This window comes from Ornithinibacillus liuyingii (assembly GCF_055550225.1).
In genome coordinates this window covers 347,440-374,228 of record NZ_JBPWOS010000001.1, presented here as the reverse complement: position 1 = coordinate 374,228, position 26,789 = coordinate 347,440, and the positions used below count along the sequence as shown (strand labels likewise).

General features: G+C 37.1%; 30 protein-coding genes. 3 read left to right on the top strand and 27 right to left on the bottom strand.

Annotated features, from left to right (window positions below; translation table 11 throughout):
• Positions 1-7: 7 nt before the first annotated feature.
• From ACSKT4_RS01875 to smc, 13 genes are all read right to left on the bottom strand, one after another.
• On the bottom strand, positions 8-778 hold the full coding sequence (locus tag ACSKT4_RS01875; RefSeq protein WP_186868656.1) for a ribonuclease HII: 771 nt from the start codon (positions 776-778) through the stop codon (positions 8-10).
• A gap of 79 nt (positions 779-857) precedes the next feature.
• Positions 858-1,712, bottom strand: coding sequence for a ribosome biogenesis GTPase YlqF (gene ylqF / locus ACSKT4_RS01870; RefSeq protein WP_186868655.1), 855 nt, complete (start codon positions 1,710-1,712; stop codon positions 858-860).
• Between the two features lie 7 nt (positions 1,713-1,719).
• Entirely contained in the window at positions 1,720-2,262 is a 543-nt protein-coding gene (gene lepB, locus ACSKT4_RS01865; protein ID WP_211741495.1) for a signal peptidase I, read from the bottom strand.
• A 133-nt stretch (positions 2,263-2,395) separates the two neighbouring features.
• On the bottom strand, positions 2,396-2,740 hold the full coding sequence (rplS, locus tag ACSKT4_RS01860) for a 50S ribosomal protein L19 (protein WP_186868821.1): 345 nt from the start codon (positions 2,738-2,740) through the stop codon (positions 2,396-2,398).
• Between the two features lie 308 nt (positions 2,741-3,048).
• Entirely contained in the window at positions 3,049-3,783 is a 735-nt protein-coding gene (trmD, locus tag ACSKT4_RS01855; RefSeq protein WP_186868653.1) for a tRNA (guanosine(37)-N1)-methyltransferase TrmD, read from the bottom strand.
• Positions 3,783-4,298 (bottom strand): ribosome maturation factor RimM, encoded by a 516-nt coding sequence (gene rimM, locus ACSKT4_RS01850; RefSeq protein WP_186868652.1) that lies wholly within the window; start codon positions 4,296-4,298, stop codon positions 3,783-3,785. The genes trmD and rimM overlap by 1 nt, the downstream gene beginning before the upstream one ends.
• 15 nt (positions 4,299-4,313) lie before the next feature.
• On the bottom strand, positions 4,314-4,703 hold the full coding sequence (locus ACSKT4_RS01845) for a YlqD family protein (RefSeq protein ID WP_186868651.1): 390 nt from the start codon (positions 4,701-4,703) through the stop codon (positions 4,314-4,316).
• Positions 4,704-4,989: 286 nt separating this feature from the next.
• Positions 4,990-5,217, bottom strand: a complete 228-nt coding sequence (locus ACSKT4_RS01840; RefSeq protein WP_186868650.1) for a KH domain-containing protein — start codon at positions 5,215-5,217, stop codon at positions 4,990-4,992.
• Between the two features lie 14 nt (positions 5,218-5,231).
• Positions 5,232-5,504 (bottom strand): 30S ribosomal protein S16, encoded by a 273-nt coding sequence (gene rpsP / locus ACSKT4_RS01835; RefSeq protein ID WP_186868649.1) that lies wholly within the window; start codon positions 5,502-5,504, stop codon positions 5,232-5,234.
• 133 nt (positions 5,505-5,637) lie between these two features.
• Entirely contained in the window at positions 5,638-6,987 is a 1,350-nt protein-coding gene (ffh, locus tag ACSKT4_RS01830) for a signal recognition particle protein (RefSeq protein ID WP_186868648.1), read from the bottom strand.
• A 13-nt stretch (positions 6,988-7,000) separates the two neighbouring features.
• Positions 7,001-7,327 (bottom strand): putative DNA-binding protein, encoded by a 327-nt coding sequence (locus ACSKT4_RS01825; RefSeq protein ID WP_186868647.1) that lies wholly within the window; start codon positions 7,325-7,327, stop codon positions 7,001-7,003.
• 80 nt (positions 7,328-7,407) lie between these two features.
• Positions 7,408-8,406, bottom strand: a complete 999-nt coding sequence (gene ftsY / locus ACSKT4_RS01820; protein WP_186868646.1) for a signal recognition particle-docking protein FtsY — start codon at positions 8,404-8,406, stop codon at positions 7,408-7,410.
• Between the two features lie 15 nt (positions 8,407-8,421).
• Complete coding sequence (gene smc / locus ACSKT4_RS01815; RefSeq protein ID WP_465822734.1) at positions 8,422-11,988, bottom strand: chromosome segregation protein SMC; 3,567 nt, start codon at positions 11,986-11,988, stop codon at positions 8,422-8,424.
• Between the two features lie 314 nt (positions 11,989-12,302).
• On the opposite strand from smc, the gene ACSKT4_RS01810 reads away from it, so the two are divergent.
• Complete coding sequence (locus ACSKT4_RS01810; RefSeq protein ID WP_186868644.1) at positions 12,303-12,524, top strand: DUF1128 domain-containing protein; 222 nt, start codon at positions 12,303-12,305, stop codon at positions 12,522-12,524.
• An 80-nt stretch (positions 12,525-12,604) separates the two neighbouring features.
• Here ACSKT4_RS01810 and rnc read toward each other — a convergent pair whose 3' ends face one another.
• From rnc to sdaAB, 9 genes are all read right to left on the bottom strand, one after another.
• On the bottom strand, positions 12,605-13,288 hold the full coding sequence (gene rnc, locus ACSKT4_RS01805) for a ribonuclease III (RefSeq protein WP_186868643.1): 684 nt from the start codon (positions 13,286-13,288) through the stop codon (positions 12,605-12,607).
• Between the two features lie 69 nt (positions 13,289-13,357).
• The gene (gene acpP, locus ACSKT4_RS01800; RefSeq protein WP_186868642.1) at positions 13,358-13,594 is read right to left on the bottom strand and encodes an acyl carrier protein; all 237 of its coding nucleotides are present in this window, start codon (positions 13,592-13,594) and stop codon (positions 13,358-13,360) included.
• A 33-nt stretch (positions 13,595-13,627) separates the two neighbouring features.
• Positions 13,628-14,368, bottom strand: a complete 741-nt coding sequence (gene fabG, locus ACSKT4_RS01795; protein WP_465822732.1) for a 3-oxoacyl-[acyl-carrier-protein] reductase — start codon at positions 14,366-14,368, stop codon at positions 13,628-13,630.
• A complete protein-coding gene (gene fabD / locus ACSKT4_RS01790; RefSeq protein ID WP_186868640.1) occupies positions 14,368-15,306 on the bottom strand; it encodes an ACP S-malonyltransferase in 939 nt (312 codons plus the stop codon). The genes fabG and fabD overlap by 1 nt, the downstream gene beginning before the upstream one ends.
• A complete protein-coding gene (gene plsX, locus ACSKT4_RS01785; protein WP_186868639.1) occupies positions 15,303-16,310 on the bottom strand; it encodes a phosphate acyltransferase PlsX in 1,008 nt (335 codons plus the stop codon). The genes fabD and plsX overlap by 4 nt, the downstream gene beginning before the upstream one ends.
• Positions 16,307-16,885 (bottom strand): transcription factor FapR, encoded by a 579-nt coding sequence (fapR, locus tag ACSKT4_RS01780; protein ID WP_211741497.1) that lies wholly within the window; start codon positions 16,883-16,885, stop codon positions 16,307-16,309. Before fapR ends, plsX begins: the two co-directional genes overlap by 4 nt.
• A 104-nt stretch (positions 16,886-16,989) precedes the next feature.
• Complete coding sequence (recG, locus tag ACSKT4_RS01775) at positions 16,990-19,023, bottom strand: ATP-dependent DNA helicase RecG (RefSeq protein ID WP_465822730.1); 2,034 nt, start codon at positions 19,021-19,023, stop codon at positions 16,990-16,992.
• 93 nt (positions 19,024-19,116) lie between these two features.
• Positions 19,117-19,983, bottom strand: coding sequence for an L-serine ammonia-lyase, iron-sulfur-dependent, subunit alpha (sdaAA, locus tag ACSKT4_RS01770; RefSeq protein WP_186868636.1), 867 nt, complete (start codon positions 19,981-19,983; stop codon positions 19,117-19,119).
• 14 nt (positions 19,984-19,997) lie between these two features.
• Positions 19,998-20,660: an L-serine ammonia-lyase, iron-sulfur-dependent subunit beta gene (sdaAB, locus tag ACSKT4_RS01765; protein WP_465822729.1), complete on the bottom strand. Its 663-nt coding sequence runs from the start codon at positions 20,658-20,660 to the stop codon at positions 19,998-20,000.
• Between the two features lie 147 nt (positions 20,661-20,807).
• Between sdaAB and ACSKT4_RS01760 the strand changes: the two genes are divergently transcribed.
• On the top strand, positions 20,808-22,079 hold the full coding sequence (locus tag ACSKT4_RS01760; protein WP_465822728.1) for an NCS2 family permease: 1,272 nt from the start codon (positions 20,808-20,810) through the stop codon (positions 22,077-22,079).
• A gap of 445 nt (positions 22,080-22,524) precedes the next feature.
• Here ACSKT4_RS01760 and ACSKT4_RS01755 read toward each other — a convergent pair whose 3' ends face one another.
• Positions 22,525-24,180 carry a DAK2 domain-containing protein gene (locus tag ACSKT4_RS01755; RefSeq protein ID WP_186868633.1) on the bottom strand — a complete coding sequence of 552 codons (1,656 nt, stop codon included), beginning with the start codon at positions 24,178-24,180 and terminating at the stop codon, positions 22,525-22,527.
• 30 nt (positions 24,181-24,210) lie between these two features.
• The gene (locus ACSKT4_RS01750; RefSeq protein WP_186868632.1) at positions 24,211-24,573 is read right to left on the bottom strand and encodes an Asp23/Gls24 family envelope stress response protein; all 363 of its coding nucleotides are present in this window, start codon (positions 24,571-24,573) and stop codon (positions 24,211-24,213) included.
• 268 nt (positions 24,574-24,841) lie between these two features.
• Between ACSKT4_RS01750 and rpmB the strand changes: the two genes are divergently transcribed.
• Positions 24,842-25,030 carry a 50S ribosomal protein L28 gene (gene rpmB / locus ACSKT4_RS01745; RefSeq protein WP_186868631.1) on the top strand — a complete coding sequence of 63 codons (189 nt, stop codon included), beginning with the start codon at positions 24,842-24,844 and terminating at the stop codon, positions 25,028-25,030.
• Between the two features lie 309 nt (positions 25,031-25,339).
• On the opposite strand, the gene spoVM is transcribed toward rpmB, so the two are convergent.
• From spoVM to rpe, 3 genes are read right to left on the bottom strand one after another with little or no spacing between them, the layout of a single operon-like run.
• On the bottom strand, positions 25,340-25,441 hold the full coding sequence (gene spoVM / locus ACSKT4_RS01740; protein ID WP_339215383.1) for a stage V sporulation protein SpoVM: 102 nt from the start codon (positions 25,439-25,441) through the stop codon (positions 25,340-25,342).
• Positions 25,442-25,474: 33 nt separating this feature from the next.
• Positions 25,475-26,119, bottom strand: a complete 645-nt coding sequence (locus tag ACSKT4_RS01735) for a thiamine diphosphokinase (RefSeq protein WP_186868630.1) — start codon at positions 26,117-26,119, stop codon at positions 25,475-25,477.
• A gap of 12 nt (positions 26,120-26,131) precedes the next feature.
• Positions 26,132-26,788 carry a ribulose-phosphate 3-epimerase gene (rpe, locus tag ACSKT4_RS01730; RefSeq protein ID WP_186868629.1) on the bottom strand — a complete coding sequence of 219 codons (657 nt, stop codon included), beginning with the start codon at positions 26,786-26,788 and terminating at the stop codon, positions 26,132-26,134.
• Between the last annotated feature and the right edge of the window lies 1 nt (position 26,789).

The following is a 26,789-nucleotide window of genomic DNA, read 5'->3' as shown; positions in this document are numbered from 1 at the left end:
ACATCACTCACTTTATATTCTCTTTAACTGGTGCAAATGATTTACGATGGTATGGCGATGGCCCATACTGTACTAAATTCACCATATGTTCACGGGTTCCATATCCCATATTGGAGCGGAAATCATACATTGGAAACTCGTTATGTATTTCCTTCATCAGTCTATCACGGGTTACTTTAGCAAGCACACTAGCTGCGGCAATCGATATACTTTTTGCATCTCCCTTAATGATTGCTTCGGAACTATAAGGTAAATCATCTAATTTAACCGCATCAATCAATACATGCTGAGGATAAGGATTCAACTGTAATAGTGCATTCTTCATCGCCAATTTGGTCGCTTCTAGAATATTAATTTGATCTATTGTTTGACTATCAATGATGGATATCCCATAGGAGATTGCTTTTTCCCGAATAACCTCAAAGTATTCTTCTCGTTTAGCTTCATTCAATTGTTTAGAGTCATTGAGACCGAGTAATTTAAAATCCACGGGTAAAATAACGGCAGCGGCAACCACCGGACCTGCTAAAGGCCCCCGACCTGCTTCATCAATACCAGCTACTAATTTCTTACCAACTTGATAACATTTTCTTTCATATGTACACATCTCCTCATAGGCCTGCACTAGTGCTGCTTCATTCCGTTTTCTTTTTTCATACGTTTTTATGAGTTGTTGTACACCTTTACGTGTATCCGATTGAAGTAACATTATCTCAGCATCTGAAAGCTTATCCTCTTGAAGTAATACTTTTATTTCATTTATTGATTGTTTCCCCATTTTAACACCTATCCTTCTTCCCTTTATATCGGCATGTACCAAAAAAAATAAAAGACATCCATCAACTTGATGTATGTCTTTATGCTTCCTCTGTTGGTCGTTCTAGTGTAATCATACCAAGACGACCCGTTCTTAAATCACGGATAACAATATCCGAAACCTTATCGAAATTGACATTACCACCACTTTCAAGAGCACCTCTTAGCTTACCAATTTTCATAAAAATTTCCAACATGTCATTTTCCGTCTGCTCAATTTGATAACGCTCTTCTAACGAATTAGGGTAATATTCTTGTAAATAATTGATAACGAAAGCCACAATATCCTGTAAGGAAAGTAATTGATCTTTTATCGTTCCAATTGCTGCTAGTCGATATCCGACAGTTTGGTCTTCAAATTTGGGCCAAAGAATACCAGGCGTATCCAATAGTTCAAATTCCTTTTTCACTTTGATCCATAGCTGCTGTTTTGTTACGCCAGGTCGGTCACCAACTTTAGCAATTTTTTTCTTGGCAAGTCGGTTTATTAAAGTTGATTTACCAACATTCGGTATCCCTACTATCATCGCTCTAGCCGGCCGAGGTTTAATTCCTTTTTTTATTAATTTCTCAAGCTTTTTCTGTCCTAGTTCTTTTGCTAACTGAATAACTCGATTGATATCAGCTTTGTCATTAACATTAACTGCTAATGCAGGTATGCCACGTTCTTTAAAATAGTCTATCCATTCATTTGTTACTTTCGAATCCGCTAAATCTCGTTTCATTAATAAAACCATTTTCTCTTTGCTTTGTAATACTTGCTGCAGCATTGGATTTTGTGAAGATAGTGGTGCACGCGCATCTACAAGCTCCATTACAAAATCAACGAGTTTAAGCTTTTCCTCTATTTCTCTTCTTGCTTTGGCCATATGGCCAGGAAACCATTGTATTGTCATAGCTAGTCTACTCTCCTATGAATTCAAATCTATCGAATGGCCAATAAATAACACTTGCTTTCCCAACTATTTGATCCATTGGTATTGGACCAAGTATGCGGCTATCTGTTGAGTTTGTACGGTTATCACCTAATACGAATACATACCCTTCTGGAACGGTACTATAATTACCTGTTAATTCCTCTAGCTCAAAGTTATATGTCCAGACTTCCTTATCATGAAGGAAGTTTTCTTCAATAGGTTGACCATTTATATATAATATATTATCTTTATATGCTACATGCTCTCCAGGTAATGCAATAACACGTTTGATAAAATCCTTTTGGTCATTAGCATGAAATACGACAATGTCAAATCGTTCTGGTTCGTTAAAGTTATACAAAAACTTATTCACAATCATTTGATCTCGATCATGTAATGTTGGCTGCATAGAAGGACCATCGACGATAATGGGTGTGAATAAAAAGGTTCTGACAAGAAAGGCTAATCCGAATGCGATCAATAGTGCTTTTATCCAATCTAGCCACTCACTTTTACCCTTTTTAGCCATAATTCAACCTCCGAAACCTACAATATTGTACTCGTTATTACCATGTAGCAATTCTGTTTTTATTATATTATGTAAAAAGGAGCTTGAATAAAATACCAAGCTCCTTTCTAAATGCTTTTTTTGATTTCTAGTCTTATCGACGTTCTTTAATACGTGCTGCTTTTCCGCGTAGATTACGAAGATAGTAAAGTTTAGCACGACGTACGATACCGCGACGTGTAACTTCGATTTTATCAATACGAGGTGAATGTACTGGGAAAGTACGTTCTACACCTACACCATAAGAAATCTTTCTTACTGTAAATGTCTCGCTGATTCCACCGTTTTGACGTTTAATAACGACACCTTCGTATACCTGAATACGTTCACGGCTGCCTTCGACAACTTTAACGTGAACCTTTACAGTATCTCCTGGGCGGAAATCAGGATGATCGTTACGAAGCTGATCTTGTGTGATTTCTTCGATTAATTTTTGCATCCTGTTCAACTCCTTCCAAACCAATGCTCTTATTTCCAATTGGTAACAGCGGAACATCGTTTATACGTACTTAATCGTACTTAAGCACAATAATTAATATATCATAATACGAGATAGACTTCAACTAGTTAATCATAAAAATAATCATGCTCCACCTACTGCTACCCGAGTTTACTATAGTAGCATAGCTGAATGTTCTACTTTGCAAGTAGATTTTGTTTCATGGACACATAATATTTAACTATTACGATGCGGATAGATCGTCCTATTCCTGTATGCTACATGAAAATTAAAGCATTGATGTTCTGTTACGTTCGGTTTTTAAAATTCTCTAGAATCTTCTTATCTTCCTCGGTTAGTGGATAATTTTCTAGCAAATCCTTTCGTCGCTCATAGGTTCTTTTTAGAGATTCGGCTTTTCGCCAGGCTTCTATTTTAGCATGGTCTCCTGAAGTAAGTACTTCTGGAACTTTCATACCTCTAAAATCGGCTGGTCTTGTATAGTGTGGATGTTCGAGAAGTCCTGTTGAATAAGAATCCTGCGGTGCTGATTCTTGGTTACCTAAAACATCTGGCAAAAGTCGTACCACACTATCTACAACAACCATTGCCCCTAATTCTCCGCCAGTTAAAATATAATCGCCTATCGAAATCTCATCCGTAACAAGATGCTCTCGTATTCGCTCATCATACCCTTCATAATGTCCACAAATAATAACTAAATGTTCTTCCTTTGCTAATTCCTCGGCTTTTTTCTGTGTATATCGCTCACCTTGAGGGCACATTAAAACAACTCGTGGTTTAGCTACTTTATCCTTTGTGGCCGCTTCTACCGCATCAAATATAGGTTGAGGAGATAATACCATACCAGCTCCGCCACCGTAAGGATAATCATCTACTTTATTATGTTTGTTTTCCGTATAATCACGGAAGTTTATGAGATTATAATGAAACTTTTCTTTTTCCTGTGCTTTTTTTAAGATGGAAGTATTAAATACACTTTCAATCATTTCAGGAAATAAAGTTAGAATATCAATTTGCATTAATCAAGCAATCCTTCCATAGGTTCTATCATAATTCGTTTATGATCTACATCAATTTCAATTACCACTTCTTCTATATATGGAATTAAAATATCTTTTCCCTTTGGTTGCTTTACCACCCATACATCATTTGCACCTGGAGCTAGTATTTCTTTCACTTTCCCTATACTATCTCCATCCGTAGTGAATACTTCACATCCTATGATTTCATGATAATAGTATTCATTTTCATCTAATTCAGTAAGCTGAGACTCCTTGATTTTCAAGGTTGAGCCTTTAAAGTGCTCGACATCATTAATATTATCTAAGCCTTTAAAATGAATTAAATCAAAACCTTTATGAATTCGATGTCCATCAATTTCTAATTCGCGAATGACTTTTTGATTCGTAACTAAATATAGCAAGTTCCCAACCTTAAATCGATCATCAAAATCACTTACTCGAAGGACTTTTAAATCTCCACGGATACCATGTGTATTAATTATTTTTCCTACTGTAAACATTTTTTCTTCCATATCTCTCACCTGCTGCTAGTTATCTATTCTGACGACAACGCCGTCTTTAATAATAATGGCTGTTTGTTCCATAATTTCATTCCAATGCGTGCCAACCTTCACCTCAACAAGAGCTTCAACTTCACCTTCAACAATCTCGCTTCCAATTTCTAGCATTTCCAATTGCTCTATTTTAAACTCTACTAGCTTTATTTTTTCTTTTCTATTTTTTATCTCTTGCTGGAATCGATCTTGGAATTCCTGTTTAGACAAGCTTTTTTTATTTTGTAGTTTTCGTTGTTCGAATAACAATTGTTGACACTCTTGTTCAAGTCGCATTTTATGTTTCATAAATTTTTCTTTTAAAGCTGCTTTACTTTTATCCGTGATTACTTGTTTTATGACAACCTTTTTTATGATATTCACGTTATTTCTCGCCTCAACCTTCCCTTTTATTGGTGTCCATTCGTCTGTTATTCTCTTACCAAATATACTCCTAGTATTTCCCTTCGAGTATGGTGTAATGGAACTAATCCGTGCACCTTCAAAAAGTATTTATTATTTCTAAGGCTAAAATGATTGAAAGAAGCTAGTTTCTTGTGAATGTATTAGAAAAACTGTCTCTGCTTATCCTCTACGCAAATAATGCTTATATTGATTTGGGTACACTTTGTTCCCAATCTGCTAAAAAAGGGAAAGGTTTCCCTTTCCCTCACATGATATCTAAATAGATTCGTTTATTAGCATCAGACTTAGCTGCATAAACCACTGTACGAATCGCTTTTGCAATACGTCCATTCTTACCAATTACCTTGCCGACGTCATGCTGATTCACGGTAAGATGATAAACAATCTTGCTGTCCTCTTCTCTTTCCGTTACCTTAACATCCTCAGGGTAATCAACTAATGGTGTAACAATCGACTCTATTAGGGCTTTCATGATATCACACTACTTTACTTGTTAGTTTTTTGTTCGTGGAATTTCTTCATGATGCCTTCTTTTGAGAATAAGTTACGTACTGTATCGCTTGGCTTAGCGCCTTTTGCCATCCAGTCAAGTGCTTTTGCTTCATCTATTTTAACTTCAATTGGATCAACTACAGGATTATAAGTTCCAATTTGCTCAATAGAACGTCCGTCACGAGGAGAACGAGAATCTGCTACTACAATACGATAAAAAGGATTTCTTTTAGAACCCATACGTTTTAAACGAATTTTTACTGCCATTACTTGCACCTCCATTAATATGTTCTTCACAAGAATTGATTTTATCAAAAACTTGAAAGTCTGTAAAGTGTTTTTACATTACATCTATTATAATAGTTGAAAACCACTTATAAATCAAGGGTATTTCTAAATTTTAAAACGGATTGAAAGGAAGCTTAAATCCTTTTCCTTTCTTTCCTTTTTGCATATTCGTCATCTGTTTCATCATTTTTTTCATCTCGTCAAATTGCTTTAATAGCCTGTTTACTTGAGATACAGATGTACCAGAGCCTTTGGCAATTCTTTTCTTACGGCTGGCATTCATTATACTTGGATCCTGACGTTCTTTCTTTGTCATGGACTTAATGATTGCCTCTACATGGACAAGCTGCTTATCATCGATTTGTACATTTTTAAGACCCTTCATTTTATTAGCTCCAGGTATCATCGCTAATAAATCATCAAGTGGACCCATTTGCTTCACTTGACCCATCTGCTCTAAAAAGTCATCAAATGTAAAGCTTGCATTTCTCATTTTTTCTTCTAACGCTTTTGCTTGCTTTTCATCTACTGATGCTTGTGCCTTCTCAATTAGTGTTAGCACATCACCCATTCCTAATATACGTGATGCCATACGTTCTGGATGAAATGGCTCTAATTGATCCAGCTTTTCACCCATACCGGCAAATTTAATTGCTTTACCTGTAACTGCTCTAATGGAAAGTGCAGCACCACCACGAGTATCACCGTCTAGTTTCGTTAAAACAACACCGGTAACATCTAACTGGTCGTTAAAGCTCTCTGCTACATTCACAGCGTCTTGACCAGTCATTGCGTCTACAACTAGGAAGATTTCATCTGGTTTAACAGCGGCTTTAATTTCATCTAATTCACCCATTAACTCCGTGTCTACATGAAGTCTACCAGCCGTGTCAATCAGCACATAATCACGGTGTTCCTCTTTAGCCTTTTCAATTGCCTTCTTAGCGATATCAACTGGTTTTGCTTCTGTCCCCATAGAGAAGACCGGCATATCTAGCTGTCCGCCAAGTGTTTCCAATTGTTTAATTGCAGCAGGTCGATACACATCACAGGCAACTAATAATGGCGAGCGATTATGTTTTTTTCTTAATAGGTTCGCTAGTTTTCCTGTTGTCGTTGTTTTACCAGCACCCTGTAATCCAACCATCATGATGACGGTTGGTGGACGGTCACTTACGGCTATTTTACTTTGCTCGCCTCCCATAAGCTCGGTTAATTCTTCTTTCACTACCTTAATAACCTGTTGGCCAGGTGTAAGGCTCTCCATTACCTCTTGCCCCACTGCACGTTCTTTAATACGTTTAATTAAATCCTTGACCACTTTAAAGTTAACATCTGCTTCCAATAGTGCTAAGCGAATTTCACGGGTCATTTCTTTAACGTCTTGTTCAGAAACTTTCCCTTTTCCGGTAATTTTCTTTATCGTACTTTGTAGGCGCTCGGCTAATCCTTCGAATGCCATAGAAGGTGTCCCCCTAATCTAAGTCTTTTAATTGGTTCATATACTGATGAAGCTTATCATCTTCTATATCTGATATATAGCTTTCTATTTGCTGGATGATCTTCATTCTTTGCTCAAACTTTTCATACAAATGTAGTTTCTCTTCATAGGACTCTAGCATTGCTTCAGTACGCTTAATATTATCATATACTGCTTGCCTGGAAACATTTGCTTCTTCTGATATTTCCCCCAACGAATAGTCCTCAAGATAGTACATTTCCATATAGCTACGTTGCTTGGGTGTCAGTAATGCTTGGTAAAAATCTAATAAATAATTCATTCTTGTCGTTTTCTCGAGCATTTCATCACCCCTTGTTAAGTGAATTACCTTTACATTTTATCTTAACGAACAGATGAACCTTTTGCAAGTAGAAGACCGTTCTAATCCTCGTTTGATTCATCTAAAATATCAGCAAATAACCCATATACAAATGCATTTGCATCAAACTTTTGTAAGTCTTCTGCTTTTTCTCCAAGTCCAACAAACTTTACGGGTATGTGAAGTTCATGCCTAATTGCAAGAACAATACCACCTTTAGCAGTTCCATCTAGTTTTGTTAGCACAATCCCACTAACATCTGTAGCTTCTGAAAAAGTCTTTGCCTGACTAAGTGCATTTTGACCGGTTGTTGCGTCCAATACTAAAAGCACTTCATGGGGAGCTCCTGGAATTTCTCTTTCTATTACTCGTTTAACTTTCGATAATTCGTTCATCAGGTTGACCTTATTTTGTAGCCTACCTGCTGTATCACATAATAGCACATCAACATCTCTAGATTTAGCCGCTTTTATTGCATCAAAAATAACTGCTGCCGGGTCACTTCCAGCAGATTGCTTGATTACATCAACACCTGCACGATCTCCCCAGACCTCTAACTGTTCTATCGCCCCTGCTCGGAATGTATCTCCAGCGGCAAGCATGACGTTTTTTCCTTCTGCTTTCAATTTATGTGCTAATTTACCAATCGAGGTTGTTTTCCCTACTCCATTAACACCAACTACTAAAACGACAGAAAGTCCTTCTTTTTGTATATTTAATGTCTCAATTTCTTGATCATCATCGCCATAATAAATATCGACTAATTTCTCTGAGATAACTTCCTTTACTTCTTCTGTATCTTTAATATTACGACGTTGTACTTCGAATTTTAGCTCTTCAATTAAATCCATAACGGTCATAACACCGACATCGGCAGTGATTAATACCTCTTCTAATTCTTCAAAAAAATCTTCATCTACCTTACGATACCGTGCTATTAAATCATTGATTCTACCAGAGAATGACTTTCTCGTTTTCTCCATTCCTTCTTTATACTTAGTCGAGACTTCTTCTTGATTATCTTGTTTAAATTTATTTTTTAACTTTTGTAAAAAGCCCATGTATATGACACCCCTTTATGATTGTATAAGCTCTTTCGTTTCTTCTAAACGCACGGATACTAGTCGGGACACTCCAGATTCTTGCATCGTTACCCCATATAATACATCTGCCTGTTCCATAGTACCTTGTCGGTGTGTAATGACGATAAACTGTGTATTCTCACTATAATGTTTAACATATTTTGCGAAACGGACAACATTTGCTTCATCAAGGGCCGCTTCCACTTCATCCAGGACACAAAACGGTACTGGACGTACCCTTAAGATAGCAAATAACAATGCGATAGCGGTTAGTGCACGTTCTCCACCGGAGAGCAGTCCTAAATTTTGAAGCTTCTTACCTGGTGGTTGTGCAATAATGTCAACACCTGTATCTAATAAATTTTTCGGGTCGGTAAGCTTTAACTCGGCATGACCACCACCGAAAAGTTCTTTAAATACAATGGCAAATTCATCTTTTATTTGTCCAAAGGTTGTACTAAATAAGTGTTCCATCTCTTCGTCCATTTCTTTAATAACAGCAAATAAGGTTTGCTTTGCTTCAACTAAATCATTTCGTTGATCCGTTAGGAATGTATATCGCTCAGAAATACGATCATATTCATCGATTGCTCCGATATTAACATTACCTAAGCGCTCAAGTCTCGCTTTAATTTCACTTACATTATGCTTCGCTTCTTCGACATTCTCAACCTTCTCGAATTCTTTTTTCGCTCTTTCATATGTCATCATATATTCTGTTTGTAATAAAGATAAACGATTTTCAAGTTCCACATCAATACGATTTGCTTTTACTTCCTTTTGTTGAATATGCTGTAATAGGCCATGATGTTTCTTGCTTTCTTCTTTTAATTCTCGTTCTTCATCCTGCATTTGCTGTGTACGAACCATTCTATCTGAACGCATCTCTTGAATCGATAACGTTATAGCTTCTTTTTCTTTGCTTTTCTCTATTAATTTTTCATTGATTTCCTCTTCTGTCTCATTCGATTGTGAAATACTGATAAGCTCTTCTAACTCTTCAGCAATTTTGGTAAAACGCTCTGTTAGTTCTGTTAATCGTTCTTTCAGAATATTGGACTTCTCTTGTTGGTTTTTTACACGTTCTTCTTGTTCAGCAAGTAGAACTTGATAGTGATGATAGTCTTGTTGTATTTGATCTTGATTTTCCTTTAATTCTAGTTCCTGCTTGGACAACATATCAATTTGCGCTTGGAAGGATTGTAAGCTTTCTTCAATCGCTATAAGTTCTGAACGCAACTCTTGATCACGGTTCTCCAATTCAGCTAAATCCCGGTCATACTGTTGTTTATCCTGATCATATACAGAAAGATTTTCTGAAAGAGATGCAAGCTTTAATTCTATTTCCTTGTGATTCGATTTTGCCTCTTGTAACACTTGTTGTTTTTCACTAAGGCTTTGTTCCCTTAGGTTCAGTTGCTGTTCTAGATCTGCCAATAATTGCTTTTGCATCTTAACTTGTCGTTCAAAATCTTGCGCCTTAAGTTCATAATCCTGTAGCTTTTCCGTAAGCTCCTGGAGATCCTTTTCTCTGGTGAAAAGGGACGAATTTGTTTTCTTTTGTGCACCACCAGACATTGATCCACCAGGGTTTACAACATCCCCCTCAAGGGTAACAATTCGATACTTTCGCATAACCATACGGGCAATTTCGTTCGCATCTTTTAGAGTTTTTGCAATCACAACATGCCCCATTAAATGGTCTATTGCTTTTTGATAAGAGGGGTTCGTTGTTACCAATTGTCCTGCTATCCCAACAAATCCTGAATGTGTTCTAATTTGATTCAATATATCTTGCGGTATATATCTTGGTTGAATGGATTCTAATGGTAAAAACGTTGCTCGCCCATTATTTGTTTGCTTTAACCAAGAAATTGCCTGTCTTGCTGAAGCATCATTTTGCACAACAATATGCTGCGCTTGCCCACCAAGTACAGTTTCGATTGCGGTAATATACGCCTTCGGAACGTCCATGAGCTCAATGACAGCTCCATGAATTGCAGATAAATTCCCATCTTCTCTAGCCTTCAAAACTGCTTTAACACCTTGAAAGAACCCTTGAAAATCTTCTTTCATATCTTCAAGCATTTCTTTTTTCGATTTTAATTTTTCAATATATTGATAGCCTTGATATAGTTTTGTTTGTGATTCCTGGTACTTATCACGCTTAGTTTCAATTTCTTTCTTTAAATTTCGTAATGACTCCTCTTCGTGACGATATTCAGCCTCTGAGGATTCTACCAATTGATGGAGTGTCTGTAATTGCTCCGAATAACTTTCTCTTAGATCAATTAAATCCTGGAACTTATCAGCTTGCTTATCTTTTTTGGCATTAATTTGCTGTACTTGTTGTGCAATTGATTGCCTTTCATTTCTCTTGGCTGCCTGCTTATTAAGGAATTCGATATATTCCGATTTAAGCTCTTCGATTTGATCAACTAGACTATCTTTATCTGTTGTTAACCTTGTCTTTAACTCTTCAACTAGTTTTTTCGTTTTTTTCTTCTCTTCTTGAAGCGTAGCTAATTTCTCTGTTTCCTCTAATAGCTCAGACTCTAAATTGGTTATCTGTTCCTCTGCTTCACGCTTCTGCATTACTAGCTTTTCTTTATTTTCTGAGAAATGCTTTGTACGCTCGTGGAATACTTGTTTCCTTCCCTCATATTGTTCCAGCTGCTGGGTCGTTGTCAGTAGGCGTTCTTGTAATTCATTAATCTGATCATCCATCCGCTCTACTTCTTCACGAGCAGAAGCCAAGCTAGCTTCTTTCTTCTGAATTTGTGTTTTGAGGGCAATCTCATCCAACTTTTCAGCGTCTATTTCTTTTAAAAGCTCTTGCCATTCTTCATGTAATAATTCGATTTCCGTGATTAATAACGATATTTCTTGAGTTTTTAGTAAATCCTTTTGCTTTAAATATTCTTTTGCTGTTTCTGCTTGCCTTTGTAAGGGCTCTAGCTGATTCTCTATTTCATATATAATATCTTCTACGCGGTTTAAATTTTCTTGTGTTTCGGCAAGTTTATATTCTGCCTTCTTTTTACGTTGTTTATATTTAAGCACACCAGCTGCTTCTTCAAAAATGGTCCGTCTTTCTTCTGCTTTAGAGCTTAAAATTTCCTCTACTTTCCCTTGACTTATAATAGAAAAAGCTTCTTTTCCTAAGCCAGAATCAAGAAATAAGTCTACGATATCCTTTAATCGACAAGATTGTTTATTAATATAAAATTCGCTTTCGCCAGAACGATAAACTCGTCTTGTTACACTAACTTCTTCGTAATCAAGCGGTAGAGCTTGATCACTATTATCAAGTACTAGCGTTACTTCTGCTATATTTAACGGTTTTCTAGTATCACTACCTTGGAAAATAATATCTTCCATTTTTGAACCACGTAGTGACTTTGCAGACTGCTCCCCTAATACCCAACGGATAGCATCGGTAATATTACTTTTGCCACTCCCATTAGGGCCAACAACCGCGGTAACCCCTGGCACAAAGTCAACATTTATCCGTTCTGCAAAAGATTTAAATCCAACACTTTCTAAACGTTTCAAAAACATAAACATTCTCCTACCGGAAACGAATCTCTCCAAAATATGTAAGCTCGATTCCATTTTCCCTTTTTCTCTTTTTACCATGATATGTTAAACTATCACTATAATAATTATCCTATGAACTGTGTCTAGTATACCTCAATTAATATGAGACATAACTATTGAGCATATAGACGGTTAACAAGGTAAGATTCCATTAGCATATAGTATAATAAACCATATGGATTGGCTTTTTAATGCATTTATTTTATCATAAAGACGGAAACAAAAGAAGTGTACATAACATATCAACACATTATTATTAACCATAGAGGTGGAAAATGAATTTAAAAAACCCTACAATTGAAAATCTTACATACCTTTTAAACGAATTAGCAGATCACTTATCCGTAGTGAATCGCTCTTTATTTGACCCTGAGGACTATGACCTTTCAAAATATGAGGATATTAAATTTATGTATGATATGGTTGTTAAGAAAGGGAATCTATCCGCATTAGAAACCCAGGCCTTCATTGAGGAACTTAGAAAAGTAAGACTATAAAATGGTACATAAAAAAGGGGTTGCCCTACATTGAAATGTAACCTTTATAACAGGACATTCTAAAGTAGGGCAACCTCTTTTTATACTCCAAGTTGATCTAGCGCATTTTTTGCTGCACGCTGCTCTGCTTCCTTTTTGGTACGGCCGATCCCCGAGCCAAGTACTTTATCATTAATACGCAGCTCTGCTACAAACTCTTTATTATGTGAAGGACCTTTTTCCTCTATAATTTGATATTCGATGGTTTGATTTTTGTCTTGCTGAACTATCTCCTGAAGCTTACTCTTATAATCCATCCCATGCGAAAAAGCACCAGTGTCAATTTTAGGAAATACGTGTTTTTCTAGAAAATGTAAGGCTGTGTCAAATCCTTTATCTAAATACAAAGCCCCTAAAAAAGCTTCAAAAACATCTGCCAATAAAGCGGGACGGTTTCTTCCACCCGTCATCTCTTCTCCCTTACCTAAAAGGATATGATCACCAAAATTTAAGCTACGTGCAAACGTTTCTAATGAAGGTTCACAAACAATAGCAGCACGTAATTTAGTCATTTCCCCTTCAGGCATTTGAGGATATTTTCGATATAAGTATTGTGAAACTCCGAGTTCTAAAACTGCATCCCCCAAAAACTCTAAACGTTCATTATCAGAAGTGTTTATGTCACGATGCTCATTCACATAAGATGAATGGGTAAATGCTTGCCTGATTACATCAATATTTTGAAATTCTATTTGAAGCATCTGTTCTAACTTTTTTCGATCCATAGATACTTGCCACCTCTTGTTGATATATAGAAAAGTCTCGCATTAGCGAGACCTTAAACATGTATTATATTAGCCCTGTAAATCCTTTATGTAATTTACAGCATCACCAACAGTGTTAATTTTTTCTGCTTCTTCATCAGCAATTTCCATATCGAATTCGTCTTCAAGCTCCATTACAAGCTCAACTACGTCTAATGAATCTGCTTCTAAATCATCTTTAAAAGATGCTTCCATTGTTACTTTTGACTCTTCTACATCAAGTTTATCAACAATAATTTCTTTTACCTTTTCAAATACGTCTGCCATTAACGTTCACCTCCCTTCAAAGTATTATACCGATTACATGACCATACCGCCATCGATAAGAATGGTCTGTCCTGTAATATAGTTTGCATCATCAGATGCTAGAAAGCGTACTACTTTAGCAACATCTTCCGGTTCGCCAAGTTTTGCGAGAGGAATCATACTTAGCATACCTTCAGTTTGTTCCTCTGTTAATGCATCCGTCATATCCGTTGATATAAAACCAGGAGCTACTGCATTTACTAATATATTACGACTAGCTAGTTCCTTAGCCGTCGTTTTCGTTAGTCCAATGACACCCGCTTTAGCAGCTACATAATTTGCTTGGCCAGGATTACCACTTACACCTACAATAGATGCCACATTAATAATTCTACCAGAACGTTGCTTCATCATTTGACGTGTTACAGACTTCGTGCAAACAAAGACACCTTTTAAATTTGTATTAATAACTTGGTCAAATTCAGACTCTTTCATTCTCATTAGTAAATTGTCTTTTGTAATCCCAGCATTATTTACAAGAATATCAACACTACCAAATGTTTCGATGGTTAATTTTATCATATCTTTTACTTGTTCTTCATCTGCAACATCCGCTTGGAATTTTATTGCGTTAGCACCTAATGCGATGACTTCCTCAACAACAGCCTGTGCCTTTGCCTCATTACCAGCATAGTTTACGACCACATTAGCACCCTTTTCCGCTAATTCTAATGCTATAGCTCTTCCGATTCCTCTTGAACCACCTGTGATGATTGCCGTTTTCCCTTGTAACATTACGCTTCACCTCGATACCATGTAATAAAATCATTTAAAGATGCTTGGTCTTGAACAGTAAATATCGTAGCTTTTCGATCGATTTTCTTTACTAATCCACTAAGTACTTTTCCAGTTCCTACTTCTACAAATGCCTCAACATCGGTTTGCATCATATTTCGAATCGATTCCTCAAAGCGAACTGGTGAATATAGCTGTTTTAAAAGTAATTCCTTTATTTCGTTTTGGTCATTAACAGGATTTGCTGTAACATTTGCATAGACAGGAATCTCGGCATTCTTTATGTTCACTTGGTTCAAGTATGTCGCAAAATCATTATTAGCTACTTCCATTAATCTTGAATGAAATGGACCACTGACATTTAGCGGGATTACCCGTTTAGCGCCTTTTTCTTTTAACTTGTTACTTGCTTCCTCGATTCCTGCAACAGAACCAGAAATAACAATCTGTCCTGGACAATTGATGTTCGCAACGTCCACAATCTCTTCCGTAATCGAATCAACTACTTCTTGGATCGTCTCTACCGATAAACCTAACACGGCTGCCATGGTCCCTTGCCCTTTTGGAAATGCTTGTTCCATTAAGCGACCACGTGTGCTAACTAATGGCAGAGCTTCTTCTAGTGTCATTGCTTTAGCAGCTACTAAAGCACTATACTCTCCAAGACTGTGCCCGACTACCATAGATGATTGAATTCCCTCTTGTTCTAGTAAATTCTGTAGTGCGATACTAGAAAGTAATAAAGCAGGTTGTGCATTTTCTGTTTCAGTCAACTTCTCTGACGGTCCTTCAAACATCAAAGAACGTAAATCTTTCCCTAATACTTCATTAGCTTTTGTATATAGGTTTTGAACACTCTCATACGCATCATGAATTTCCTTCCCCATACCAACCGTTTGCGATCCTTGTCCTGGGAACATAAATGCTACTTTTTTCATTCTGTTTCCTCCTCATCCACTTGCATCGACTCCACTGTTTCTTTAATGGTCTCTATGACATGGTGGTCGACCATATGGCAGGTCTGCTTTATGGCACTATAGATTGCTCGGTGGTTAGAAGAACCATGTGCCTTTACAACAGGAGCTGCTAATCCAAATAATGCTGCCCCACCATACTCAGAATAATCTAGTTTATCTTTTAATCCTTTTAAGTCCTTTTTCACTAAGCCTGCCGCTAGCTTTGTTTTAAGTGAGGACATAAAGGTTTCTTTAATCATAGAAAATAGTACAGAAGCTGTTCCTTCAATCGTCTTTAATGCAACATTTCCACTAAAGCCATCAGTAATGACTACATCTGCGACTCCGTTTAATAAGTCCCTTGCTTCCACATTACCAACAAAGTTAATCGGGGCTTTTTTCATTAATTCGAATGCTTTCTTCGTTAGCTCGTTCCCTTTTCCATCTTCAGTACCAATGTTTAATAAGCCAACTCGTGGATTTTTTATCGAACGTACCTTTTCAGCGTAAACTGAACCCATAATCGCGTACTGCAGCAAATGGTTTGGCTTTGCATCCACATTTGCACCGACATCCAACATTAAGAAGCCTTCCCCTTCTAATGTCGGCAGGGTCGGACTTAATGCCGGACGATCTATCCCAGGTATTCTTCCGATAACAAACAGACCTGCACTCATTAAGGCACCCGTATTACCAGCAGATATACATGCATCTGCTCGTCCCTCTTTCACTTCAGCCGCTGCCTTTACCATAGATGAATTTTTCTTTCTTCTTACCGCGCGAACTGGCTCATCATCTCCAGTAATAACTTCATCTGTATGTAAAATCTCAATTCGTTCTGAGTTCGTTAAGTACTGATTGATTTTTTCCTCATCACCAACCAATGTAATCTGTAAGTTCTTTATATCTTGGACAGCATCCATTGCACCTAATACGATTTCTTTCGGTGCATGATCGCCTCCCATAGCGTCAATTGCAATTCTCATAGGTTATTCTCCTTTTTATCGGTTGACCGATACATATGGAATTCGCCAGAAAAGACTTTTTCACTATCTACAAAACTATCAACCTGTACTAACGTTAGCCCTTTTTCATCTGTACCTTGTACAAAGGCTTTCGCGACGACTCTTTCCCCTTGTCGAACCTGTCTCTTAAAGTTAAGGACAGATTTTGCTGTTAGGGCAAGCTCATCATTCATAACTGCAACAGCCAATGAATTAGCCTGTGCAAACAAATGATGTCCTCTTGCAATATTATTTCTTGTAAAAACATGTTCTCGTCCTATATCTAAAATCGAGATTGCTCGATTATCTAACTCTAAGTCGATAATTTCCCCAATAACATCTTCTAGTGGCAAAGATCTGACGGTTTCATTCCACTGATGCTTTGCTACTGTTTTTATTCTTTCCCTTAACTCTGGAATGGATAATTCCATTCGGTCAAGACGGATAGTTTGAATACTTACATCAAATTTTTTTGCCAATTCCTCATCGGTTATAAATGGAGTCTCTTCAATTGTTTCTTTTAATTTTTCTTGTCTCTTTACTTTCGGTATCCTCATCAAAGCACCATCCACTTTTCTATATTTTAGGGTAATAATTGTTGCTATTATGACTTGGTACTAATAGTAATATATATTACATGATGAAATTATGCAAGTAAGAGTTAGTCAAGCACTGTATCAAATACCCCTTCATTATCTAGAAAATTCCTTAATTTAACGTATTTAGGGTCTTCCTCCAATAAGTTAAATTGGATAATTTCTGCAGCATCATTTCTCGCCGTTTCAAGTGCTCGATAATCATGAATCATATCTGCCACTTTAAAATCTGGTATTCCACTCTGCTTCGTTCCAAAGAAATCCCCTGGACCACGTAATTTTAAATCCTGCTCTGATAACTCGAAACCATTATTCGTTTCGGTCATAATCCGCATTCGCTCTTTACCTGTCTCACTTTTCGGGTCAGCAATTAGAATACAATAGCTTTGCTTATCTCCTCTACCAACTCTTCCTCGTAATTGATGTAATTGCGATAGTCCAAATCGTTCTGCGTCATAAATGACCATAATGGTCGCATTTGGCACATTAACACCCACTTCTACCACTGTGGTAGAAACGAGTACTTGAACTTCATTAGCTGCAAATTCTTTCATCACTTGATCCTTTTCGGTTGGATGCAATCTCCCATGCATCAGTCCGACACGTATAGATGGTGGATAAAAATCAACTAATTGATTGTATAAATCAACAGCATCCTGAATATCTAGTTTGTCTGACTCTTCAATAAGCGGACAAATGATGTAGGCTTGTTCACCAGCTTTAATATGGTTTTCTATAAATCCTAGTACACGTTCGAACGTATTTGCCTTCGTCCAATAGGTTTCTATTTCCTTTCGCCCAGCAGGCATTTCATCAATGACCGACACATCCATATCACCAAACGCCGTAATAGCAAGTGTCCGTGGAATTGGAGTAGCAGTCATAAACAACACATCCGGATGTAATCCTTTACTAGAGAGTGCTCGTCTTTGCTCAACCCCAAATCGATGCTGTTCATCTACTACAACAAGACCTAAATCAGCAAAATGCACCTCATCCTGGATTAGTGCATGGGTACCTACCAGTATATCAACTTGGTGATTTTGCAGATCTGCTAAAATCTCTTTTCGCTTCTTCCCTTTTACAGATCCCGTAAGTAGCTCTACTCTTGCCAGCTCTCCAAACATTTCCTTTAGAGATTGGTAATGCTGTTCTGCTAATATTTCCGTCGGGACCATTAAGGCACCCTGCTTAGTTGCCGTAATAGTAGCATAGAGTCCAATAGCAGCTACAGCTGTTTTCCCTGATCCAACATCCCCTTGTAGTAATCGATTCATTCGATAGGGAGATTTCATATCCGATAAAATTTGATTTAATGATTTAGTTTGTGCATTTGTTAAAGAAAACGGGAATCCTTTAATGAAATTTGCCACTTTAACCTCATCATAATGTTGTGCATTCCCCATGGAAGCCTCTCTACGACGTTTTCGTAATAGCTGTATTTTCAATTGAAACAATAGAAATTCTTCATACGTAAATCTTCTTCTTGCATGCTTTAAAGCGGTTCGGCTCTCGGGGAAGTGCATGGTTTTAATCGCATGGTTACGAGTCGGGATCTTATAGGCTGTTATCATATCAGGAGGTAAAATCTCTTCCACTTTGTCTCCGAAATCTTGGATAGCTTGTTGAATAGCCTTTTTAAGTCGAAAAGTTGTTACATCGCCTCTAACAGAATAGATTGGTTGTATATCGGAGGATTTTTCCATGGAGCCTTTTTGATAGTTACTGACAGTTATTTGTAAGCGATGGGCATCCCACTTTCCGGTTAATGTAACGATATCCCCTACATTAAGTTGCTTCTTCGCGAATGCACGGTTAAACATCACCACTTTAACGGCAATATTTTCTACCTCAACATTAAACGAAAGGCGGGATTTTTTCCTTCCAAAATAGGAAAGAGAAGGGGTGTTTAGTACCCTTCCCTCAATCGTTACTTTATCCTCATGAATTAATTCACTAAGCGGAAGAATTTCTAAAACATCATATCTTGAAGGAAAATACAGCAAAAGATCCTCAACTGTATGAATATTTAATGCCATTAAATCCTCTGCAAATTTCTCCCCTATTCCCTTTACTTCGGATACAGAATAATCTAGCATAATTTATCACTCTTTCTAAACAGACCTTCTAGAAAATCTTCTTCACATTTTTCTAGAATTTTACACAAAATGCTCATTATAGAACAATGTTCATTAGCCAAAAATCTTTTCTTTTAAAAATCTACCTGTTGGTGTATCAGCTAAACCACCCTCACCAGTTTCACGTAAACTTACAGGCATTTGTCTTCCAATCCGGTACATCGCACCAATTACTTCATCACATGGGATACGGCTTGTCACTCCAGCTAAGGCCAAGTCAGCTGAGACAATTGCTAAAGAAGCTCCTCCCGCATTCCGCTTTACACATGGGACTTCAACAAGTCCTGCAACTGGATCACATACAAGTCCTAACATATTTTTTAATGTGATGGCAAATGCATCTGCCGATTGCTGTGGGGAACCACCTGCCATTTCTACAATCGCAGCGGAAGCCATGGCACCAGCTGATCCTACTTCTGCTTGACATCCACCTGCTGCGCCAGAAATAAATGCATTATTCGCAACAACTAATCCAAATGCCCCAGCCGTAAATAAATAGCGAATCATTTGTTCACGTGTTGGGTTCAATTGTTCTTTAACAGCAAATAAAGTCCCCGGAACACAACCTGCACTACCAGCAGTTGGCGTAGCACATATCACACCCATTGCAGCGTTCACTTCATTCGTTCCCATCGCTTTACTAACCGCATCTAGCATTAAGTGTCCAGATAATGGTGTCTTCTCTCGCATATAGGTTTGTACTTTAACAGCGTCCCCACCGGTTAGACCAGTTACTGATTGAACCCCTTTTAAGCTATCTTCTATCGCTTTTTCCATCACTTGCAGGTTCTTTTCCATTTCTGCATATACTTCTTCACGTGTTTTATTTTTAACATCCATCTCTTGACGGATCATCACTTCAGAAATTAATATATTTTCTTTCTCAGCAATTTCTACTAATTCCGCAACAGTTCGGAACATGGTCATTCTCCCCTTTAGCTAACGATTTTTGCAATTTGAATGATGTGGTCAGCCTTTTCTAATTCTAATAGAATATCATCTTCAACATTTTGGTCAACCTCAATAACCATTAATGCTTCTTTGCCGACATCCTTACGATTAACTTCCATATGGCCAATGTTAATTTCATGCTTCGCTAATATTTTGGTTACCGATGCAATGGCTCCAAATCTATCATTATGCATAATAAGTACAGCTGGATGATTACCTGATAACCTAAGCTCAAAGCCATTTAGTTCTGTAATTTCAACCTTTCCTCCACCAATGGATATACCAACTATCTCTAATTGTTCTTCTTCATCTCCAATGACCATACGAACAGTATTAGGATGGTCTGTCTTCGCACTATCTTCAATAAACTCTATTTTAATTCCTTCGTCCTTCGCTATATTCAATGCGTCTCTCATACGTGTATCATCTGTCTCAAATCCCAATAGTCCACCAGCTAAAGCAAAGTCAGTTCCATGCCCTTGATAGGTTTTGGCAAAAGAGCCATATAAGTATATTTTAGCCCACTTCGGTTGTTTTCCAAACAAATTACGGGCAGCTAATCCAATACGTGCAGCGCCTGCAGTATGCGAACTTGATGGGCCAACCATAACTGGACCAATAATATCAAAAACAGAATTGTATTTCATCTTGACACCGCCTTCATACTCTTATGAATTTAAACATCTATTGTAAATTATAACAAAAACTATTATAATAATCATTTGTGGATTATAGAATAACATAATTATTTTATAATCGGGTGGGAGAGGGATACGAAGAAATTAGGAATTAACATGCCTATATTTTCCAAGTATACAAAGAAAACATATCGGAATGAAATAATCGCTGGTATTATTGGTTATCTAACAACAGTGTATATTGTTGTTGTAAACGGATCTATCCTAAGTGAAGCCGGGATATCGGTGGAAGCGGGTATGATGGCTACGATTTTAGCAAGCTTTGTTGGCACCTTGATTATGGGGTTATATGGTAGATTACCACTAATTCTAATACCTGGTATGGGAATTAATGCTTTATTCGCCTATTCCATTATTCAAGGAAATGGACTAACCTTCCAAGAAGGGCTCGCTGTCGTATTAGTAGCATCCTTGCTTTTCTTAGTAACAGCATTTACCAAAGTAGGACTGCTCCTAAAAGAAGCTATACCAGATTCGTTAAAACACGGTATAAGTGTTGGGTTAGGGCTATTCCTTATATTAATTGGACTTGAAAAAAGTGGTTTGATAACGAATGGTGAAAGTACCATTATATCAATCAGTGATTTTAGCTCACCAACTATTCTAGTTAGTATCCTAACATTATTTATCGCGATATTTTTATTTGTTAAAAATGTACCAGCTAACTTTCTGATTACGATGGTAATTGGTACGATATTAGCATACTGTTTTGGCATAATAGAATCTGGTACGACGATGAATCATGTAAGTAGTAACCTAGTGTTTATACCATCTTTTTCAGCCATAAATGAACTTTCATTTTGGCTAGCAGTATTTCCGCTTGCTATGATATTGATTTTCGAGAATATGGGACTACTGAATGGGCAGCTTGCGATGTTAAAGCGTGGAGAGAGCGCGTATCAAAAAGGTTATAAAACGACTGCAATCTCATCAATTGCAAGTGCTTTCTTAGGGACATCGCCAACTGTTTCTGCAGCTGAAAATGCTGCCGTTATTGCTTCTAAAGGTAAAACAGGAATGACGGCGATAATTGCTAGTTTATTATTTCTAGCTACTATCTTCATAATACCTTGGATTACCATGATTCCCAATGTAGCAATTAGTCCTATCTTAATCATAGTAGGCTTTCTAATGGTACAAAATATTCGTCACATTCCTTTAGATAATATTTCAGAGGCTATTCCAGCATTCTTAATTATTGTCATGATTCCGTTTACGTATAGTATTGCTGATGGGATGGCATTTGGTTTTATCGCCTATCCAATTGTTAAGCTTGCTTTAGGTAAACAAAAAGAATTATCTGCTGCTATTATGGTTATCTCTTTACTATTTATTTGTGATTTCGCATTAAAAATAGCAGGTATATAAGGAAAAGAGATTAGGAAATAACGAAAAGAATTAAATGTAAAACCGAATGATACACGATACTAGTTCCGGAAATATACGTAGACTCCTGCGGGAGGATAGGCATAGGTGAGAGACCCCTAAAGAAGTAGCACGAGGAGGCTCAGGCAGCCGCCCGGCGGCAAGGTAGACACTGCGATGGTCTTTTCGAGCAGATGTCGCCCCTGTACTGGAAGTGAAAGCGAAGTATATTTCCGGAGCGGGGCACTTGCTCTTCATTCGGTTTTTCCTTTACGATAATTTCTTTCGTCCTTCTTTTCACCTTTTCCCTGTAAGAATTTTCTTTCCGGAGAAGAATTTAACTAAAAAGAAAACCGAACTATCTGTCATTCATAAAGATTGACAGATAAGTTCGGTTTTCTTTTTTTATTAAACTGTATTATTCAGCTTCCCAAGTAATGTTTTCTTATTACTCAACAGAGAAAATATAAGAATAAATTGGTTGATTTCCATTGTGTACTTCTATCTCAACATCTTCATAATTCTCTTCTACATAACTAACTAATTCATTTACTTCTTCTTCTGACACATCTTCACCAGATAAAATCGTAAGAATTTCATCGTCTTCCGTAATTAATTCTTGGAATAATTGTTTTACCGCTTCTAGACGATCTTTATCGGTCGTTACAATTTTACCTTCAGCAATTCCCATGAAGTTACCATTTTCAATGGATATGCCATCAATTTGTGTATCTCTAACCGCATAGGTAATTTGTCCGGTTTTTACATGTGAACTAGCTTCCAGCATATTTGCTTTATTCGCATCAAGATTTTCTTCTGGATGGAATGCGAGCAATGCACTAATCCCCTGTGGAATCGTTTTAGTTGCAACTACAGCAGCATTAACTTCCGATAATTCAGCCGCTTGCTCTGCAGCCATCACGATATTTTTATTATTAGGTAGTACAATTACATTCTTGGCATTAGCCTGATTGATTGCATCCGCAATGTCTTGTGTACTTGGATTCATCGTTTGGCCGCCTTCTATTACTACTGTTGCTCCTAGACTCTCAAATAATGCCTTTAAGCCAGAACCCATTGCAACCGTTACAATTCCGAACTCTGCTTTCTCTTTTGGTGCAGCCGGTTTAACAGGCTCACCGACAATAGCAGTATGCTGTTCACGCATATTTTCTATCTTCATATTGATTAAGCTACCATGGCGTTGACCAATCGTTAATACATTACCAGGATATTCTGTGTGAACATGCACTTTTACAATTTCCTCGTCAGAAACAACTAGTAGCGAATCACCATGTTGACTTAATTCATTACGGAATTCAGACTCATCAAAAGGATTTTCCTTTAACTTGTCTTCTTCAAATTTCACCATAAACTCTGTACAATAACCAAATTCGATTTCAGAAGTATCCATGAAATCCTGTGCAGATTTATGATGTTCCGCATTTATCATATCATCCATCTCAACTACGTCATCTGGAAGTTCTTCACCTTTTAACGCTGATAAAAATCCTTCATAAACCGTTACAAGACCTTGTCCACCAGAATCAACTACACCAACCTCTTTAAGAACTGGTAATAAATCTGGTGTGCGCTTTAAGGAAGCTTTAGCTTCTTGTAGAACCTTTTCCATCATAACAATTACATCATCTTCTTGTTCGCCTATTTCTACCGCTTTTTTCGCAGCATCTTTAGCTACCGTTAGAATGGTACCTTCTACTGGTTTCATTACAGCCTTATACGCTGTTTGCACACCAGAATCAAATGCAAGCGCTAAATCTTTAGTTGTTAAGGATGTCTTTTTATCCATCCCTTTTGCAAACCCTCTAAAGATCTGGGAAAGAATTACACCAGAATTCCCCCTTGCTCCCATTAACAATCCTTTAGAGAAAGCGTTTGCCACATCAGAAATACTTTCCGATTTATTTTTGCGTACTTCATTTGCACCAGAAGTCATCGATAAGTTCATATTCGTTCCTGTATCACCATCTGGTACCGGAAATACATTTAAAGCATCAATTTTCTTGGCATTATTGGTTAAATGGTGAGCTCCCGTGAGCACCATTTGTGAAAACATAATACCGTCAAGCTTTTGTACTGCCACAATAGTTCCTCCCTTAGCAGGGTAGCAAAATTAATCTTTTGCTACACGTACCCCTTGTATGTAAATATTTACGGAATCAATTTCAAGTCCTAATGTTTTACTCAATGTGTATTTCACTTGAGATTGTACATTATGTGCAACTTCAGATATTTTAGTACCGTAACTAACAATAATATACATATCAATATGTAAGGAATTGTCTTCTTGTCTAACTACGATTCCTCGAGAATAATTTTCCTTACGAAGAATCTCTGCAATACCGTCTCTGATTTGACTTTTAGATGCCATTCCAACAATACCGTAGCATTCAACAGCTGCACCACCAGCAATTGTTGCAATAACTTCATTCGTTATAGTTACATGACCATCTTTAGTATTCAATTCAATGGACATTATAATCCTCCTTAGACAACATTATCTTACCGATATTTTACTACAATTATTATGTTTTTGCACATCACGTCATTATTTCAATAGAAATTGATTTAAGGCAAACAAGTGTATAAATAGAATTTCAACACTTTTTGCCTCTTACTACAATGAACGATTACATTCATTCTGTCAAGTGAAAATTCTTTATATACGTATTGCAATCTTTTCTTAGTTATGGTAAATTGTATAAGTATTAACTTGACTTTTGTTTAGAGTAGGAGGGATTAACATGGCTAGAAAATGTGTTGTTACTGGACGTAAAACAACTAGTGGAAACCAACGCTCACACGCTATGAATTCCAACAGACGTAAATGGAAAGCTAATGTGCAAAAAGTCCGTATTATGGTAGATGGAAAACCAAAACGTGTTTATGTTTCTGCACGCGCACTTAAATCAGGTAAAGTGGAACGCGTATAATATACCTAATTCATTTTACTGATACATTAGTTATTAGCTAAAAGCACCCAAACTAAACGGGTGCTTTTTTCTATAGTTTTATAGCTTTCTAGTCCATTTAACAGTACCCGAGGGAATTCACTTTATGTGTTGTTTATCAATGCTCGCACTGTTCTCGCTTGCATCTCACTAAGGTAGAGCACGATAGTTTAAATTCAGCTTTATTATAGTTGAACTGTATACGAGCCACAGGCTTGGCAATTCCTCCCGCATAATAAATTCCTCAAAAAAACTGCTTCTGCCAATTATTGACAAAAGCAAAACAAAGCCTTACTTATCTTTCTTAAAAATACCAATTACAACACGTACAAATCCGCCAATTACTCTAGGGAGCTTAATCGTATAAAATTTCATAAGTTCGCCCTCCTCCATTTCCAAACACGCTTCATGAATCGCTTTTTTTACCTAATCACGACTCCTTACAACTAATACTATGCCATCATCAAATGAAAAAGTACCATTATTTGAGATTAGCTTGTTTGAAATAGAAAGAGTGGAGCCCATATGTATCGTTACCTTCGTTAACGGGTAATAAAATCCTTCGAGTGTAAGTCCACTGACTTCTTGTGTTAATGGAATAAACGATACAATTGGGTAATTCTCACATCTCTTAATCGTATAAGAACCCGGGAACTTCAGTTCAAGATGGTTCTTACTATCGATCACAGCTCCACCAATATTCTTTTTAACCAATTGTTGTAATAACTGGATATTGATTAAGGTGTGGTCTAATCTGCCACCTGTTACACCAAAAAAGTAAATCATCGTTGGACGCATGCTAATTGCAAGCCTTAAAGCAAGCTCCAAGTCAGTTTCATCTTTTTCCACGTTATGTTGTTCAAACCGCTTTGCTTGTATCTTTATTTGTTGGAGTTCTCCATCATTTACGGAATCAAAATCACCTATAGCATAATCTAATTCTATATTTTGCTGGATAATAGAAAGAGCCCCTCTATCAGCTCCAATCCAAATATCTATGTTATTTTGATAGTGAGATAAATTTGGAATTAGATGAGAAGGGCCATTTCCAATAATTGCTATGTTTACCATTTCTTCTATCCTCTACATTTCACATGCTTTACGAATATCTAATATTGCTTTTGTCCGATTCTCTTGATTAAACACTGCACTACCTGCCACTAAGACATCTGCTCCTGCATCAACACATTGTTTCGCTGTCGATACATTTACTCCACCATCAACCTCAATTTCAAATGTATAGCCATTTTCTTCACGCCATGTTGCTATTTGCTTAATCTTTTTTAACGTTGATTCAATAAACGACTGACCACCAAATCCAGGGTTAACAGTCATAATTAACACTAAGTCCACATCACCTAATACATCACGAATCATTTCTGCAGGTGTACCTGGATTAATGACAACCCCTGCCTTTACATTATTCGCTTTAATTAATTGGATTGTTCGATGTAAATGGACACTAGCCTCCTGATGAACCGTGATAATCGATGCTCCAGCCTTTACAAAAGCAGGAATATATTGATCTGGATTTTCTATCATGAGGTGAACATCTAACGGTAATTTCGTTGTTGGCTTAATAGCTTCCACAATCAATGGACCAATCGTTATATTGGGTACAAAGTGACCATCCATGACGTCAACATGAATATAGTCTGCATTCCCTTTTTCGACATCTTTTATTTCTTCCCCTAATTTTGCAAAGTCTGCTGATAATATAGATGGTGCTATTTTTACCATG